7 protein-coding genes are annotated in these 15,911 nt (G+C 43.1%); 4 read left to right on the top strand and 3 right to left on the bottom strand.

Annotated elements, in window-relative coordinates:
* Positions 1-7,839: Ig-like domain-containing protein (locus tag VCHENC03_RS24350; protein ID WP_032801938.1), on the bottom strand; the 7,839-nt coding region annotated here is incomplete at its 3' end.
* Positions 7,840-8,130: 291 nt separating this feature from the next.
* Between VCHENC03_RS24350 and VCHENC03_RS24355 the strand changes: the two genes are divergently transcribed.
* The 3 genes from VCHENC03_RS24355 to cqsA all read left to right on the top strand — a co-directional run bounded on the left by VCHENC03_RS24355 (position 8,131) and on the right by cqsA (position 11,976).
* Entirely contained in the window at positions 8,131-9,117 is a 987-nt protein-coding gene (locus VCHENC03_RS24355; RefSeq protein WP_009704188.1) for a peptidoglycan DD-metalloendopeptidase family protein, read from the top strand.
* Between the two features lie 321 nt (positions 9,118-9,438).
* The gene (ylqF, locus tag VCHENC03_RS24360) at positions 9,439-10,383 is read left to right on the top strand and encodes a ribosome biogenesis GTPase YlqF (RefSeq protein WP_009704187.1); all 945 of its coding nucleotides are present in this window, start codon (positions 9,439-9,441) and stop codon (positions 10,381-10,383) included.
* 291 nt (positions 10,384-10,674) lie between these two features.
* Positions 10,675-11,976 (top strand): alpha-hydroxyketone-type quorum-sensing autoinducer synthase, encoded by a 1,302-nt coding sequence (cqsA, locus tag VCHENC03_RS24365; protein WP_083481778.1) that lies wholly within the window; start codon positions 10,675-10,677, stop codon positions 11,974-11,976.
* Between the two features lie 155 nt (positions 11,977-12,131).
* Here the strand turns inward: cqsA and VCHENC03_RS24370 are convergent, their stop codons facing one another.
* The gene (locus VCHENC03_RS24370; protein ID WP_032801937.1) at positions 12,132-14,177 is read right to left on the bottom strand and encodes an ATP-binding response regulator; all 2,046 of its coding nucleotides are present in this window, start codon (positions 14,175-14,177) and stop codon (positions 12,132-12,134) included.
* Positions 14,178-14,517: 340 nt separating this feature from the next.
* Here VCHENC03_RS24370 and VCHENC03_RS24375 point away from each other — a divergent pair, with 340 nt between their 5' ends.
* Positions 14,518-15,099, top strand: coding sequence for an HAD family hydrolase (locus VCHENC03_RS24375; protein WP_157620988.1), 582 nt, complete (start codon positions 14,518-14,520; stop codon positions 15,097-15,099).
* A gap of 67 nt (positions 15,100-15,166) precedes the next feature.
* Here VCHENC03_RS24375 and VCHENC03_RS24380 read toward each other — a convergent pair whose 3' ends face one another.
* Entirely contained in the window at positions 15,167-15,715 is a 549-nt protein-coding gene (locus VCHENC03_RS24380) for a GNAT family N-acetyltransferase (RefSeq protein WP_009704183.1), read from the bottom strand.
* Positions 15,716-15,911 lie beyond the last annotated feature (196 nt).

Here is a 15,911-nt window from a genome sequence, read left to right as displayed (position 1 = left end):
GACTGCAACGCTTTCAGCACCCGTTTCGTTAACATCACTGATATTTTCAACGGTTAAGGTTGGGGTAATTGGCAATTCATATGACGTATTGTCATCGCCGACATTACCTACTAGGTCTTTATATTGGCTCACCACTAGGTCAACGCCTAGTTCTGGTGAGTTCGGCACATTCACGGTTCCGGTCCAAACTTTCTTATCAGCAGGATCAGCCGTTAGCGAAGTAACATTGTTCGTTCCCAATGTTGCCGTGGCCTCTTGCAACTCTTTGTCAAACTCAAGCTTAATGTCTACTGCCTTTCCGATTTCTTGATGCAGAGGATCAAACGTTACTTTAGTCAGCGTAGGTAACACACCTTCGACCCCCAGAACCAAACTATCCCCTTTTCCGGGGATAGTGTTGATGCTCTTATAGCTCTCATCATCGACCCGAATGGTTATGTCTTTATTTTCTCTTTCTGGTGTTATGTATATGACTGTCCAAGTTATGTTGTCAGTGGTACTCCAAGATAAAGGTTTTAACTCACCACCATTATTCTCATCTAACTTTACGTCTGAAATATCGAATTCTGTGACTTCTTCAGTAAAAGTAAACGTAAGTGGGACTTCGACGCCACCAGCCAAAGGTGTGCTTGCTGTAGTCGATATTGTTAGCTCAGGGACTGTTGCTGCTTCTACTTTGTATATTGTCGTTTTTTCCGTTTGATTGCTGACAGCATCAGACGCGATTACTTTTATCGTGTAATCTCCTGGCGATAATAAGTAGTGGAACACATAAGGGTCGCCATCGTTAGTAGGTTCCGTGATTGACTGTGGCCCTACTGGTAGACCCGAACCATTATCAGCCGTTGATGTTACCGAACTTAAGTTTTTATCAGTCACATCAGCAGTTACATCCAACTTATATTTGTCATCCGTCGGCGTCATAGAAACTTGATCCGCAGTGATACCAGTGATAACCGGTAACTCATGATCAACAACAGATTCGATACCTTTGGCATCATAAGTCTTATTAAAAAGCTTAAAGTCTGTAACAGCACGTCCCATTGAGTCAGTGACTGTCACTTTGTATATGTATTCAGCTTGGTCATCAATTGCAAAATCCATGGTACCAGTCGCGCTTGACGACACAATATTGCCGTTGAAGTTAAGCGGGTCTCCGGTAGTTGGAACCATATCAATGGAATAATGAGTTGCCTTGACATGCTCCCCCTCTGTAGACGTAATCGTGAACGATTGACTTTCTTTGGTGAATGCTAGCTTGCCTCCCAGCAAGCTAGTCATGTCATTAAATGAGAGAGTAATAGTCGGCGCTGTCAGATCAATATCGAGTGTCTGGTTTTCAGTCCAACCCACTTTATCCGTAGCTTGGATGCTAACTCGAAGCTGACTTAACCCTTCTAATTCAGTTTTCGGAAGTTCAAAATAGAGATGTGAGTTATCCACACTTGCCTCTTTGTTGAAAACATGACTCGGGTTCGTTGTTGTATATTTGACAGTAGCGATACCGCTGCCTTCATCTCTGATAGAAAACAGGAATCTAACCAAACTAGGGTCTGTAGGTGATTCACTGACAATAACATCGCTATCAATTATTGGTTTACTGTTATCAACCATCACGTCAACATCGGCTGAATTTGAATCCTCCCATACATCAAGCGCTTGAATGGACGGAGTGATCACTTGACCATCTAAAGTGTCACTAAGAGGCGCTTTAAACGTAGAGCATGAGTAGTCATCTCCGCAGTCATTAAATCGTGAGAAATTATCAGGGTTATCTTTTAAGCTATATGACTGACCATCCACTGTGGCAATGAGGTTTTCTAGGATTGAGTTATTCCCAACCTTCACTTTGAAGTCCATTGAAAGTTCTGAACCTCGGATAATACTATCGTTCTCAGGGTTCGTGATTTCGATCTGAACTGAACCAGGTGGCGGCAACAACAACTCTAACGCATGATCAGGAGCTGCATTACCTGCTCTATCGGAAAGGTTCTTGATAGTATAAAGATGCTTTGATACCCCTGAAGCGATAATGTCTGAATAAAGCTCAGTATAGGTGCACGTAGTGAGATCTGCACTAGTACTACAACTTTTCGGCTCAAACGTTAGGTTAAACTTGCTTCTTACCAGTACAGGACGCTCAGTTAGCTCAGTGTTCACTCCGGATAAATTATCTTTAAAGTTCAGAGTGATACTTAAGATTTTGTTTCCATCAGCATCGAAACCAACATTGTTGCTATCAAGCTGGTAGGTATCTTCCTGAGCGGTTGGAGCTTCAATATCCATCATGCTGAAGCTGAATTTACTGACGGTCTCTGTATCATTCTGACCAACAGTTCTGGTGATTAGAACAACAGGGTTTACGGACATATTCACATCTGTCGTTACATCGCACTTGTAGTTTTCTTGCGGATTGCTGATCACACCAGAATACGCATTACTTGAGCCATCATCAGGGACTTCCGTCGACGTATAGTTTTCTCTGACCCAGCATTCAAGAGTTTTCGCCTTAACGTCACCAACTGGATTAAAGACTACACTCAGAGTCTTGCTAGAAATATGAGCTTGGAAGTTCTCAGGTTGAGCAACTGATAGCACCACCCCTTCACGTTGAACGTTTATGGTTTCGGATCTTTCAGTTACTGGGCGATCTCCGGTGTTGTATAAAACATTGTTGTACACTTTAAATTTCAATTCGTAGCTACCGTCATTAGAAAGCTCGGCAGAAGTTAGCCTGCCTTTCCATTTTCCAGACTCCTCTTCGCTGAATTGTATACTGTTTGTTGTATCACCGTACTTATAAGTAGCTTCTACTTGAGGAATGCCACTTGCGTCCTCAGCATCGATGGTAATGATCACCGGATCATTACGTGTAATTAATCCATTTGTAATCTCTGTCCCATCTTCATAAGAAAACGACACACTCTTTATGGTAGGCAGCTTATTTTGAACCCTAATTTCATAGTCTATTTCCGTGGTATTTCCACGAACATCAGCACCCTTCAGTCTTATAGTTCTAGTAGAGCTATCACCGTCATTTTGTCCGCCTAAGTTGACCTTCATATCCTCTTCAACTTGAGTATCGGGATTAGAAGGTGTGTCGATAAAACTATTGAATTTCAGGGTATCTTTGTTTACCCCTTCAGTAGATGGCGCACCTGTTTCATTCAAGTCTTGAGCATAAAGAGTAAAGACATAATCACCACGATAGTAACTTTCAGGCTTAAACCCATTCAGTTGTAAGTCAGGTCCTTCCCGATCCAAGATTATGCTTCTTGCCTCTGTATCGGAATAAAAGCCATATTCATCTATCGCTTTAACAAATAGATCAGCTCTATTGTTCTCATCGATCGTAATATTGCCACTTTGAGTACTATTGATCTCAATATCGAAAGGCTGAGCAGGATCTTTAGGTTCAATTGAACGTATCGCTTCACTGCTTCCAACCTGCCAAATTTCTACATTGCTCACTTTTGAATCATCTTTCACAGAGGTTAAGCTAACTTTAAAGTTCGGACCTAACACTCCACTCTTGCCAGAGTTGCTGTCAACCACCCAAGGAGTAGCAAGCTCAATCTCAGGGCCTTTGTTATCTACTTGAAAAATGAACTCACCAGTTGCTTCCGCTTTAGGATACGCGCTGTCAATCGCCTTGACATAGAACGTATTTGTCTCTTCATATTTAAATGCGTCAGCAACTAGACGTACCTCTACATTCGGTTGGGTACCAAATAGATAGGGCTCTTCACTCTCAACTGGTTCAGTTTCATAATGCTGTAACGTAAAACGCTTACCAAACTGAGTTTTCATATCCACTTGTACTTCACTCAGTGGACTTAAGTCACCGGCGTCAATATCAGGAACCCACGCTGAGTTCCCTCCCAACCGTTGGTCAATTACCCCACCGTTTACTGCAGGTGCTTCCGAGTCAATTAGTATGTCGAATTTAGGCACATTCACAGTTTGCTGGTTAACTAGGTTTCCTAGGTTATCTTCAGCATTAACATTAACTTTCCAGTTACCATCGCCAGGATAGATAACTTTGCCTTGGCTTTCACAAAGTACTCCTGTACAAAGTTTTACAACAAAAGCATCTTGTTGATTGCTAGCGAACTGCTCGCTCGAGTATTCAACGGTCGCGTTGTTCGAATAGTTCACAAATGACAAGCTTCTTTTGTCTAATTGGTCACCAACTACATCTTCGACTTTGAAGGTTAATTCATGCACAGAATTCGCGTTCAAGTAAACATCTTCCCCGATAGGGTTTTTATCTGGACCTATAGGAGGAATGTAACTCGCCTCCGGATAGTCATTATCTACATACAAACGCTCTACAAGAGGCTCGGCCTCAGTATATCCATTACCTTTGGTATCGAATGCTGTTGTCTCCAGTGCAAACTCGATGATATCGGTGAGATCTGTTGATTCTGTATTTAAGGTAAAGAAGTACTCTTTTCTAAATTTATCGCTATCGCCAGATTCTTGTGGTTGAAGTTCCGATGGAATAGCAGTATTGGGGTCATCGGTGGCATACCACATACTTTGGAATTTCGGGGCTTGGTCACCTTCCTCTACAACCCCAGATGGATCTTCTAACACTACTCTAGATACCACTTCACCTGCGACATAGCGCTTGTTGCCAACCATGGTTTCGCGGCCAGTCTCTATTGTTAGTGTTTGTTTCGGAGGATAAATATCAATACTACCGCCACCACTATCAAAGATATTGTCTTCGCCAAGTTTAGGATTAGCCGTAGAAATATCATCGGCATAAAGCTGAGCAATATTATCCGGGATGCCGTATTTTTCAGTCATGATATCGTAGTAAGACTGAGCAAGATCTTTGCGGTAGGTATCAGAGTCGAATTCGTAATCATCCAATTTGATTTGATTCCCACCAGCACCAATTCCGTTTGCTTTACCATCGTAGCTAAGATCGTCATAAATAGCGGAGGCGAAATCAGAAGAGTTATTACGAGGTGTGTCCTGAGCTAAGTCATCAATTGCTTCAACAAGAAAACGATGCAGGTAGTCGTTAGAGAGATCGCTAGGAATTGGCTCCTTCAGCATCTCGTTTGTAGCGTAAGCCGTAACGGTTGGATCGAATCCGAAGAATGAATCATTACCGCCAGCTAGCGCGTATTTCACATCCGTAAGAATTTGCGAGGCGCGTTCTGACGTTTTGTCACCAGCTTCTACCTGATTCCAACGGTAATCAAACAAACCTGTCTGGTAAGTGGCAAGCTCAGTCACGTAATACGTATTCGAACCGTCAAGTTCAAAATATGCGCCGATATTGGCATCGTTTAGAATAACGCTCGCTTTGGCGCCTTCATCGTCTTTCCATTGGTAATAATGAGGATCCGTCCCTTCAACGCCAATTAAACGTACGCGCATGAAATCGTAATTGACAACGTCCGTCGTGGTCTCACACGAAGCCACATCAAGCGCGCTAGTTTGATCACTTTCTGGCTGCTGAATAGTGGTACAACTTGCTAGAGAAGTGAATTCACCATTTGGGTTCAAACCTTCTAATTGCACACGTGCCCCAATGAAAGGGGTCACAACCGTCATCGTAGGTAGGTCAAAACTGCTCCGGAAGTAAACTTCTTGAGTCGCACTTTCATTGTCGGACTCGTCGATGGTTTGAATTACCAGTTTCTGACTGGCGTTTTCTGAAACGTTTTTAAAACCATCACCAAGTACCTCTTTTACGAAGGGAACGTAGTAAATAACTTCATCAACTCTGCCTTCGCTATCTAAAATAGTTTCGTGAGGGATACTCGCGGTGATAGTGTCCGTCGATGCTACGGTTTGTGTTGTGTTTTGAAATGCGTAGTTGTTGTCATTGTTTTGGCTTACGTAGTACTTCACGACTAGTTTGAGCTTGTCGGCACTTGAGCCCAACACAGTATCAGAGTTCACATCGGAAACTCGAACTCGTACGTAAGGGATCTTATTCTGTTTTAACAGGTTAACGTTAAAGTTCGCGAAATCAACGCCATCAATTGATTTCAAGCCAGAAGCAGCATAGACATAATCGATCTTCAAGTAGTCTCTACTCGACTGAACATTGTCTGATGTATAAGTATCTTGCGTGTAAACCCCTTCGTACGTAGACCTTTCTCCATCGACGGTCACATTAACGTAGTTCATCGATGTCCCTTCAGGGTACGTAATGATCTGAGCAGGAGCTTGATCGTCACGGCTTACTGCATGCTGGTATTCACCGACGTTGTCTTTGGTGTCAGTGGCCTTAACATCGAACGTAGTCGTAGATAAGAATTCGTCCGTCGAATAGGCTTTACTAAATTCACAAGCACTGCCCGACTCTGCCGTTACAGGAGTACAAGCCACATCTTCTGGGAGCCCGCTTTTAAATGAAACGCTGACAGACTTTATGTCTTGAGACGCTTCTTTTACTATGCCTTTTAATACGTACTCTTGAAGTTCGTTGTTGATAGCGCTTGCAGAAGTAACAGAAATGACTGGTGCGTCATTATCCCACTCGAAATTTACGTAATGGCCAGAATTGCTACCAGGAACAAGTTCATTGCCTAAAACGTCTGCCGTGTAAAACACCAAACGAGCAGCAGTCACATTAGAAAGGCCAGTGTCTGAGTCAACCTCAACGGCATCAATAGCTTTTGTATCGACACTTACTTTGATGTTTGTTTCACGAACACCAACTTCAAATCCGCTTGCGTCTACCGAACAAAACTCACTGCCAGAAGTCTGTTGGTCGTTACATTTGAATTCGCTTGACCAAGCACCATGTAATTGGTATTGCACATAAGCAGAAACAGATTGAACACCGATATCGTCGTTGAGTCTGATATCTACGCTATCTGTTCTTGCTAATATATCACTATCGGTGCGCGTTACGGTTGGTGGTGTTGTATCGATTTCGGTTTCATCGCGTGGTGGAATAACACCATCGGTCGTACCATGGCTTCCCAAATCATTAATTTTTTGACTAAAAGCAACGTAATCATCAGCATCCGTACCTGAGATGTTAAGCTCTGGGTCGTTCACTACAATCAATACGTGTTGAGAAAGATCTTGAGTGTAAACGTCGCTGGTAATTCTCTGCTGACCAAACGTAAGCGGCGTCACTGCACCTGTCGAGTCACTGATTTCTAAGCCGTCTAGAAGACCATCAGCGATGACATCACGAAATTGAATGTCAGCGAAATGCATCGAGGTATAGACGTTATCTTCAGACTGACCGTATTTTTTAATAAGGTCATAAGAAAACGAAGAGTATGCTGTTAGCAAAGCTCCGTATTGGTGACCAGGAGTGGCAAAGCTACTTTGACCACCTTTCGTTATGTCAATCGGAGTGGTTTCATTGACATTGAACCCGTACATCCCATTGATACTATCTAAGGCTTCAGAGACCGCATCTGAGCCAGATTCCCCACCGGAAATCTTATACTTAGCTAAACCAGAAACGATATTAGTCAGTGGTGTGAGCATTAGTTTCTGATCACTACCTTCACTAAAATTCACTACCCCTTCTAGGCGCAAAGTCTTACCCGCACTCGATGACACAATTTCTTTAGTGAGAGGATCGGTGTAGCTACCTTGCTGCGCGACGACATACAAAGGCATCGAAGAGGATTCGAATTCAAGCTTGTAATCACCAAAGGCATCAGAAGTCGTGCTTGCAAGCAATCTGCCGACTTTTCCATCCTTGTATTCAAACACCTCGATCTTGGCGCCATTGACCGGAGCGTCAAAAACGTTACCTGAGATGCTTCCTGTATTCCTAGCTGGCGGTGTATTGTCACCACCATCCCCACCGCCACATGCACTCAATAAAAGTGAAGCAGCCATGAGACCTAACGTTGGTTTTAGCGTATTTTTAGTGAACATAGTAATTTGGCAGAGTATATTTTGCCGCGATTATATTATTGTCTAGGATTTTCTCAACGTGACAAAATAACCATAAAATCAAACATAAACGCTAAGAAAATAGGTAGTTTTAAACCTCTTTAGCAGCGCTACTTCACATCTATCGTTATTTAATTAGTAAAAACACAGGAATTGACTATAACGGCGTGTAAGATTTTATTTTAAATATTATACTCCCCTCAATTTTTCGCCTTTAAGCATAATTTCGATTTAATGACAAGTTTAATATTAAGACAACATACACAAAACATTGCTCTACCCCTTGTGCTCATTGCATTCGTCATCATTGCCGGCGTGTCTTTTACTCATCATCTACTTACTCCTGAAGAGCAACCAAGCGTAGTCACAAAAAAACCTCAAGCTATTGTTTCTAATAAAATAATCCACAGTAACATCGAACACATCTACGAGACGTACTTTCAGCGATCCAAGATCACCACAGGCGTGATCGATTACTCTTTCGTGACTTCTTTGATTAATGCAGGATTATCTCAGCGAGAGATAAAATCTTTGATAAAATTAATCGAAAATGAATTCGACATTATTGGTTCAGTAAGAAAAGGCGACAAGTTCTCAATAAAAACCCGAACAAATAGTTATAATGAAAAATACATCAGTTCTTTTTACTATTCCGGTAGTAAAAGAGACTTCTTTGTTATTAACGATGGCGACAACAACGCTTACGATGAATATGGCAATAAGTTAATTCGAAAGCCATATTATTCATTTCCACTAGCAAAAAAGTACAAAGTTAGCTCTGGTTTTAATTTGAAGCGAAAACATCCAGTAACAGGTTTAATTGCACCACACTTAGGTACTGATTACGCCGTCCCAATTGGAACACCAATACAGAGTATTGCAGATGGTGTCGTCGTGAAGTCACGCTACAATCGTTTTGCCGGTAATTACATTAATATCCGCCACACCAACGGTTCCATGTCTCGTTACTTACACCTGTCTCGTAGCGATGTTCGTGTGGGTGACCACGTAACGAAAGGACAAACCATCGGCCGAACTGGTAATACGGGAAGAACAACAGGCCCTCACCTGCACTTAGAATTAATTGTGGATGGTGTGCCTGTTGATTACGCTCGTTACATCCGCACTAACCCTGCTCCACCGGTGAACATGCAAATGATGTTAGCCGCAAGAACTGAGCGCGAAGAACTGATCAACGTACTACTCGACTCCGCCTCTTAACGCCCTCTTGTCTATTCTAATTCAGCTCATTGCGGCATAGTTTTCTACGTCACAATGAGCTGATTGCGCTTGAAAGAAAACCCCGTTCGACTTGAAAGTAACCGCATTGCCGCTAAAACAGGGCTTAAGCACCTAAATATCTCTCTGTCAGTCTGCTCTAACATTTCCGCTCTCTCAATAAAGTGTTAAGATCCTCACATGACTCGCTGCAGTGGTAACGAGTGGTGATGATTGCCCCACTCCCTAAACATCCCCATAAGTGATGTAACTAAGCTAAGTAGCCCACCAGCATAACCATGAAACAATAAGGCGATTTTTCAAATGGTTAACAACTCTATCCAGTGGTTCCCGGGCCACATGCATAAAGCACAAAAAGAGATTGCAGAAGCGATCCCTCAAATCGATGTCATTATTGAAGTGCTTGATGCTCGTATCCCTTTTAGTAGTGAAAACCCTATGATCGCGGAGCTCAAGGGCGATAAGCCAGTAGTAAAAGTGCTTAACAAACGTGATCTTGCGGACCCGGAATTAACTCAAGTTTGGATTGACCACTTCGAGAAAGAGCACAACGTAAAAGCGATTGCTATTACCACCTCTCAACAGGCTGAAGTCCTAAAAATTATGGAGTTGGTACGTAAACTTGCCCCGCATCGTGAAGAAATTGGCAAGAACATTCGTACCATGATCATGGGTATTCCAAACGTTGGTAAATCCACCATTATCAATGCGTTGGCCGGCCGAACTATCGCAGTGACGGGTAACCAACCAGCGGTTACACGTCGTCAGCAACGTATTAACCTTCAAAATGGTATCGTTCTTTCTGACACTCCGGGGATTCTATGGCCAAAAGTAGAAAACCCACACAGTGGCTTCCGTCTTGCTGCAACCGGCGCGGTAAAGGACACTGCAATGGAATACGATGAAGTCGCGTTCTACACGGTGGAATACCTAGCGGCTCACTACCCTGAAAAGCTAAAAGAGCGCTACCAAATCGACGAACTGCCACAATCGGATATCGAGATGATGGAAGAGATCGGTCGCCGCCGCGGTGCATTACGTGCCGGCGGACGAGTAGACCTTCACAAAGTGTCTGAGATCCTTCTTCATGAACTTCGTCAAGGCACATTGGGACAAATCACTCTTGAACTGCCTGAGATGATCACTCAAGAATTGATTGAAGTAGAGATTGAAACCGCTCGTAAAGAAGAAGAAAAAGCAAAACGCAAAGAAGAACGTCGTAAGCGTTACCTTCGTAACAAGCGATAATTCCCCTCTTAACTTCCTTCCAAAGGCACGTGATACACGTGCCTTTTTTTATGCTTAAATTTTTTTCATTGCAGTGCAAAAGAGCGACGCTTTTCTCATTATTTATGGAATGAAAACCACTAAACGTACCGCTACCCTCATCCCCTAACAATTTGCCCTCCAGTTAAATTTTGTAGGAAAAGTCGAACAAATTCATAAATATTAATTATGTGTTTTAACGGTTATTTTTTAAGCGCGATCTTAGTTAGACCCCCGAATGGTAAGGAGTTACAAAGCTCACCCAACCCTTAAATGCCGAGTTTGCAGGCGCACGCAAACTTATGCAACTTGACTAATGACACCTCACTCATATTAGTCAAACTATATAACTGTCAGCGCTGGCGTTTTTCTGTATTACGAAGAGAACTTATTATGAGTGATAAACTAAAAACGAAACGACTTCCTTCTTTTGTTGAGGAACGCCTGGACTTTTATATTCAAGATCTGATTGAGCAGAACGAGAACCAAAAGCACTTGGTATTAGGGAAACGACCGCAACCCGACGCTGTGGTCATGCAGAGTAACGATTACTTATCGCTATCTCATAACCAACAGATTCAAAAAGCTCACCGAGATGCTATATCTGAGCATGATGATAACGTCGTTATGTCTGCGATTTTCTTGCAAGATGATGATTCGAAGCCTGTATTTGAAACGCAGCTTGCGGATTACGTCGGCATGGGGAGTTGCTTGCTTTCCCAATCGGGATGGGCTGCGAATATAGGATTGTTGCAGACCATTTGTCCACCTGAAACGCCGGTCTATATCGACTTCTTTGCGCATATGTCATTGTGGGAAGGTATTAGGGCCGCAGGAGCACAAGCGCATCCGTTCATGCACAACAACATGAACCACTTGCGCAAGCAGATCCAGCGTCATGGCTCAGGTGTTATCGTGATAGATTCGGTCTATAGCACGATAGGCACGATCGCCCCACTCCACGACATCTACGAAATGGCGCGTGAGTTTGATTGTGCTTTAGTGGTGGATGAATCCCACTCGTTAGGAACACACGGGCCTAACGGCTCCGGCTTGGTAAAAGCGTTGGAACTCACTGATCAAGTAGATTTCATTACTGTCAGTCTGGCAAAAACCTTTGCTTATCGAGCAGGAGCGATTCTCGGCCCGGAAAAACTGGCGCGAACGTTGCCATTTGTTGCGTTCCCGGCCATTTTTAGTTCAACGGTTCTGCCACAAGAAGTCATTCGACTGGAGAAAACGCTCGAAGTGATTAAAGACGCCGATGATAAACGAACCATGCTGTTCAATCGCGCTAAAGAGCTCAGAACGGGCCTTAAGCAGATTGGTTTCAATATCCGCAGCGAATCACAGATTATCGCGTTAGAGTGCGGTAGCGAGCGTAATACCGAGCGAGTACGTGACTTCTTGGAAGAACGTAATGTCTTTGGCGCTGTATTTTGTCGCCCGGCAACGGGAAAGAATAAAAACATTATTCGCTTCTCAATCAACGCCGACATGACGTCTCGCGACATTGACCATGTGCTGACCGCTTGTCAGGAAGCGTATAACCATCCAGAACTAGAGTTTGTTTAACAGATCATAAACGGCACGTTTGAATGGAAGCTTGTGACTGCCGAAAAACAAAGAGCTCAGCGTTATGCTGAGCTCTATTATGACCTTTTGCTTCCCCGTGGTGATACTGGGTTAACAATACGAGGAATTAAGATGACTAGGTTAAGAACGCTGGGTTAAATCCAATTAGCAATCTTGTCGAACAGTCTGTTCTTGTCGGCGGGTTTCACGATGAAATCCGACATCCCCGATGAGCCAATCTTATCTAGTGTAATCGGTGAACTGTCGCCAGTATGCGCAATGATAGGCACCGTTGAATACGCCTTATTTGAACCTCGAATTCGACGAGACGCCTCCACACCATCCATCACTGGCATTTCAATGTCCATTAAAATCAAATCGACATCGTTCGCATCTAACGCATTGATTGCTTGCTGACCATCTTCTTTCTGAATCACGTCAAAGCCCTGCTTCTCAAGCAACATAGCCGTAAACTTGCGTAAAGACTCGTTGTCGTCCACCACCATAATGGTGCGCTTGTTTGTCGAATCCAGAGGTTTCACCGGCATCACTGGCACTACGTAGTTTGCATCATAGAGAAGACGGTCGATGGTTGCTCTGGTATTCAGCAGCCATGCTTGGGTTTCTACCCAAATCGGTTCGAAAGACACGTTTCTTGCGCGTTGAATTGGATGGTGCTCAAAGAGATACACGATTCGTGCTTCAGTAAAAGAGAGCAAAGATTCAACTTTATCAAGGTGACTCCCTCGCACGTCTAAGCTTTCCATGTCGATCAGTATTAAATCAAACTCGAATTCATACTCTTTCTTCTTCATCATCGCCGGCACATCAAGTACCGTGAGTTCGAATCCCATAAAGCGCGCAATATCAGTTACTTTCGAGACTAAAATGTTTTGCTCACTCACAAACAAAATCGTTTTTAGCTTCGTTAATTCACTCTTAATCTCTTTGACTGCGTTTGAGCCAATGGTTGGGAACGTCATGGTAAATTGTGACCACTCGCCAACTTCCGACTGACAACGGATATCGCCACCAAACGAGCGCATCACTTTCTTACAGAAAGGCAAACCAAGACCGTAGTTTCCGGATTTACCCGTGGTATAAAAGTCTTGGAAAATACTCTGAAGTACATCCGGAGAAATGCCCGAACCATTATCCGTCACCACGATTTGGTTAGTGAACTCATCGCTATACATGGTGACGTGAATATGGAAATCTTCGGAACTACGATGATGGAACGCATTCTTGAATAAGTTGTACATCACATACTTAAGCAACGTATCGCTGCCCAAGAAATCGAACTCGCTTCTTACGTCTAAAGAGATCGCGAAACGGTCGGTGGAACGTTTGTAACTGAAACTTTCGATCGCACTCTCGACAACGGTTTGTGCTGAATGCTTTTTGAATGTTGAGCGAGATACACGGTTCTCATCAATTGAAGTAAGCAGCAAATCAATGGTTTCATTCCCTGAGTGGATGATCTTCATCGCGTCACTGCTAACTTCTCGTAACAGTGTCACGTCTTCATCGCTTAACGTGTATTGCGCCTTCTTACCCTCTTTTGGGTTTGGCAGAACCGATTGAATAACATCAATAGAAGTCAGCAAACCGCTCAATGGGTTTCGCATCTCATGTGCAATGCCGGCACCAAAAGATTTCGCCAAGGATACTTTTGCTTCGTGCTCAACCTGATTTCTGAAGTAGAACAAGTTACCGAACAGATAGATAAACAAGAAGATTGGCACATGCGTCCAATCCATTGTGAGTTCGAGGTGGAACCCTTGAGCTATCCAAGCGAAGAATGTCGCAAGCCCAATACCGGCAAAGGTCTGAGCAAACATCACCCAAGTGATATGGACGAGCAGAATATGAAGAAATATCGCCGACATAAACGACATCACCCATACATTCGACCAGTTGTTCATCAGCAACATGTAAAAGAAGAAACAAGGTAAGCAGAGCGTTATGGCGACTTGATAATAAGCGGGTAAAAACCGACGCCATTCAAATGGCACACGGTTACGATAAATGATACCGAAGAATAAAATTGAGCAAAGGACACGAAGTGGCAAGTTTTCGTATGGTTGTGGGAACATAAATGCCCAGACCACGTAGTAAATTGGAAAGCCGACAAAACCCATCCATCCTACAAGGGTAAGATTGGGTTCTGCGTACTGATATACTTTGCGAATCGCGTCCATATTTACTTTATCTACTGAGCCTAGCGTTTACTGATTTTGTGTTTTGCATTGTTTTGTTTATATTTGCTTTCCAATTATATATTAGTTAACGCACATAAGCAGTGAGACATTAATCAAATATTTCGCGACGCTCTACTTTAAATTCAGCGCTTTATATTCACAAAACTAATAATTAGGCAAATTTGATTGTTAATTCAACAGAAAATGGGATGTAACGCAAAGCCTTGTACATGAATGCCGTGCAACATACACACAGCGAAGCAACCCTCTCTCTCCTATTCAACTTATCAAACAAGGGCACCTATGCAATCAATAGCAATAAAAAAATGTCGTATTCGATGTGGGTAATGTGTTGGTGAGATGGTCGCCATTAGAAATTGTAAGGCTGACATTTGGCAATGATGTCGACGCCGAGGCGTTAGCCAAAGACTTGTTTATGAGCACTATCTGGTTAGACTTGAACAAAGGGCTTATTACTGAAGCACAAGCTAAACAGCGATATCAATCGGAAAAAGCACTTTCAGATAGCGAAGTCGAACGTTTCTTTTACTACGTGAAACACACTCAATTACTGATGTATGGCAGTGTCGAGCTTCTTAAACGCATCAAAGCCGCAGGATATAACGTGTTTGCACTGACCGACAACGTGGTAGAGATCGTTGAATTTCTAAAAGCCACTTACGACTTTTGGCCACTATTTGAAGGCGCGACGGTATCAGCAGAGCTGGGATTGTTAAAGCCTCAGCCAGAGATTTATCAAAGCTTGTTGGAAACCCATCAACTCCTCGCGCAAGAAACCGTGTTCCTTGATGATATGCCTTATAACGCTGAAGGGGCACGAGCGGTAGGGTTAGCGGCAATTCAATTTAAACACGCAGAACAATGTGAACATGAACTAAAAGCGATGGGATTACGCTTTTAGAACGGCACGAACTAAAAAGAGCAGCACGTCGCTGCTCTTTCCTGAATTAGGTTTCTGGTTACAACCGTTACGAGTAAACCACGTTTTCTTCTATGCCATTAACCAGTGATTGTGCATTTGACCAACGGAACACTTTCTCAAGGACTTCACCACCACCCAGCGCTTTCCAGTTGCGTTCTTGGCATTCTTGTCCACCAATATGCTGATAGAACTGGATTGCTGGTTCATTTTGAGAAATCACTTCAAGGTACAAACCACTATCTTTAAAATATTGTTGTTGCCATTCTGCAACCGCTAATAGGAGTTGCTTCCCGATCCCGCGACCGCGATAACTGTCATCCACATGAAGCGCTTCAATAAAACTGCCGCGTTCAAAATCATGATTCCCAAACACACAAACAAAACCAAGAAGAAGCCCGCCCTCTTCGGCTAACACCACATGCTGGTTAAATGGTGGGTTGGTTAAGCGAGTTTGCCAAATCAACAATTTATCGTCGATGGCTTCGCTATCAAGATAACCATCACTTAGCATACCACGGTAGTGACGCTTCCAACTGTCCACGTGCAACTGCGCGATGCGTTCATAATCCTTATATTCCGCTAATCGTAATTCCATTACGTATTCCTATGTTCTTTTATTGCTTCTCTAACGAGCTTTGGCATTTTCCACCTCTTTAACTACATATTTTTGGCAGATTTTACAAATCTATAGCCACAGCTCATTGATTAATACTACTCATTATTCGTTTAAAAGCAAAAAATCCCACTGACTACACCAGATTATTGCGAGTTTGGCCTTAGCGATAGAACTG

It is taken from the genome of Vibrio sp. HENC-03 (assembly GCF_000305755.2).
GTDB classification, from domain to species: Bacteria; Pseudomonadota; Gammaproteobacteria; order Enterobacterales; family Vibrionaceae; genus Vibrio; species Vibrio owensii.
This window is presented reverse-complemented; position numbering and strand designations above follow the sequence as displayed.

Bases quoted from the DNA above. Each gene is read 5' to 3' on its own strand.
- ylqF (WP_009704187.1), top strand. From the start codon at position 9,439: ATGGTTAACAACTCTATCCAGTGGTTCCCGGGCCACATGCATAAAGCA.
- VCHENC03_RS24380 (WP_009704183.1), bottom strand. From the start codon at position 15,715: ATGGAATTACGATTAGCGGAATATAAGGATTATGAACGCATCGCGCAG.
- cqsA (WP_083481778.1), top strand. From the start codon at position 10,675: ATGCCGAGTTTGCAGGCGCACGCAAACTTATGCAACTTGACTAATGAC.
- VCHENC03_RS24370 (WP_032801937.1), bottom strand. From the start codon at position 14,177: ATGGACGCGATTCGCAAAGTATATCAGTACGCAGAACCCAATCTTACC.
- VCHENC03_RS24355 (WP_009704188.1), top strand. From the start codon at position 8,131: ATGACAAGTTTAATATTAAGACAACATACACAAAACATTGCTCTACCC.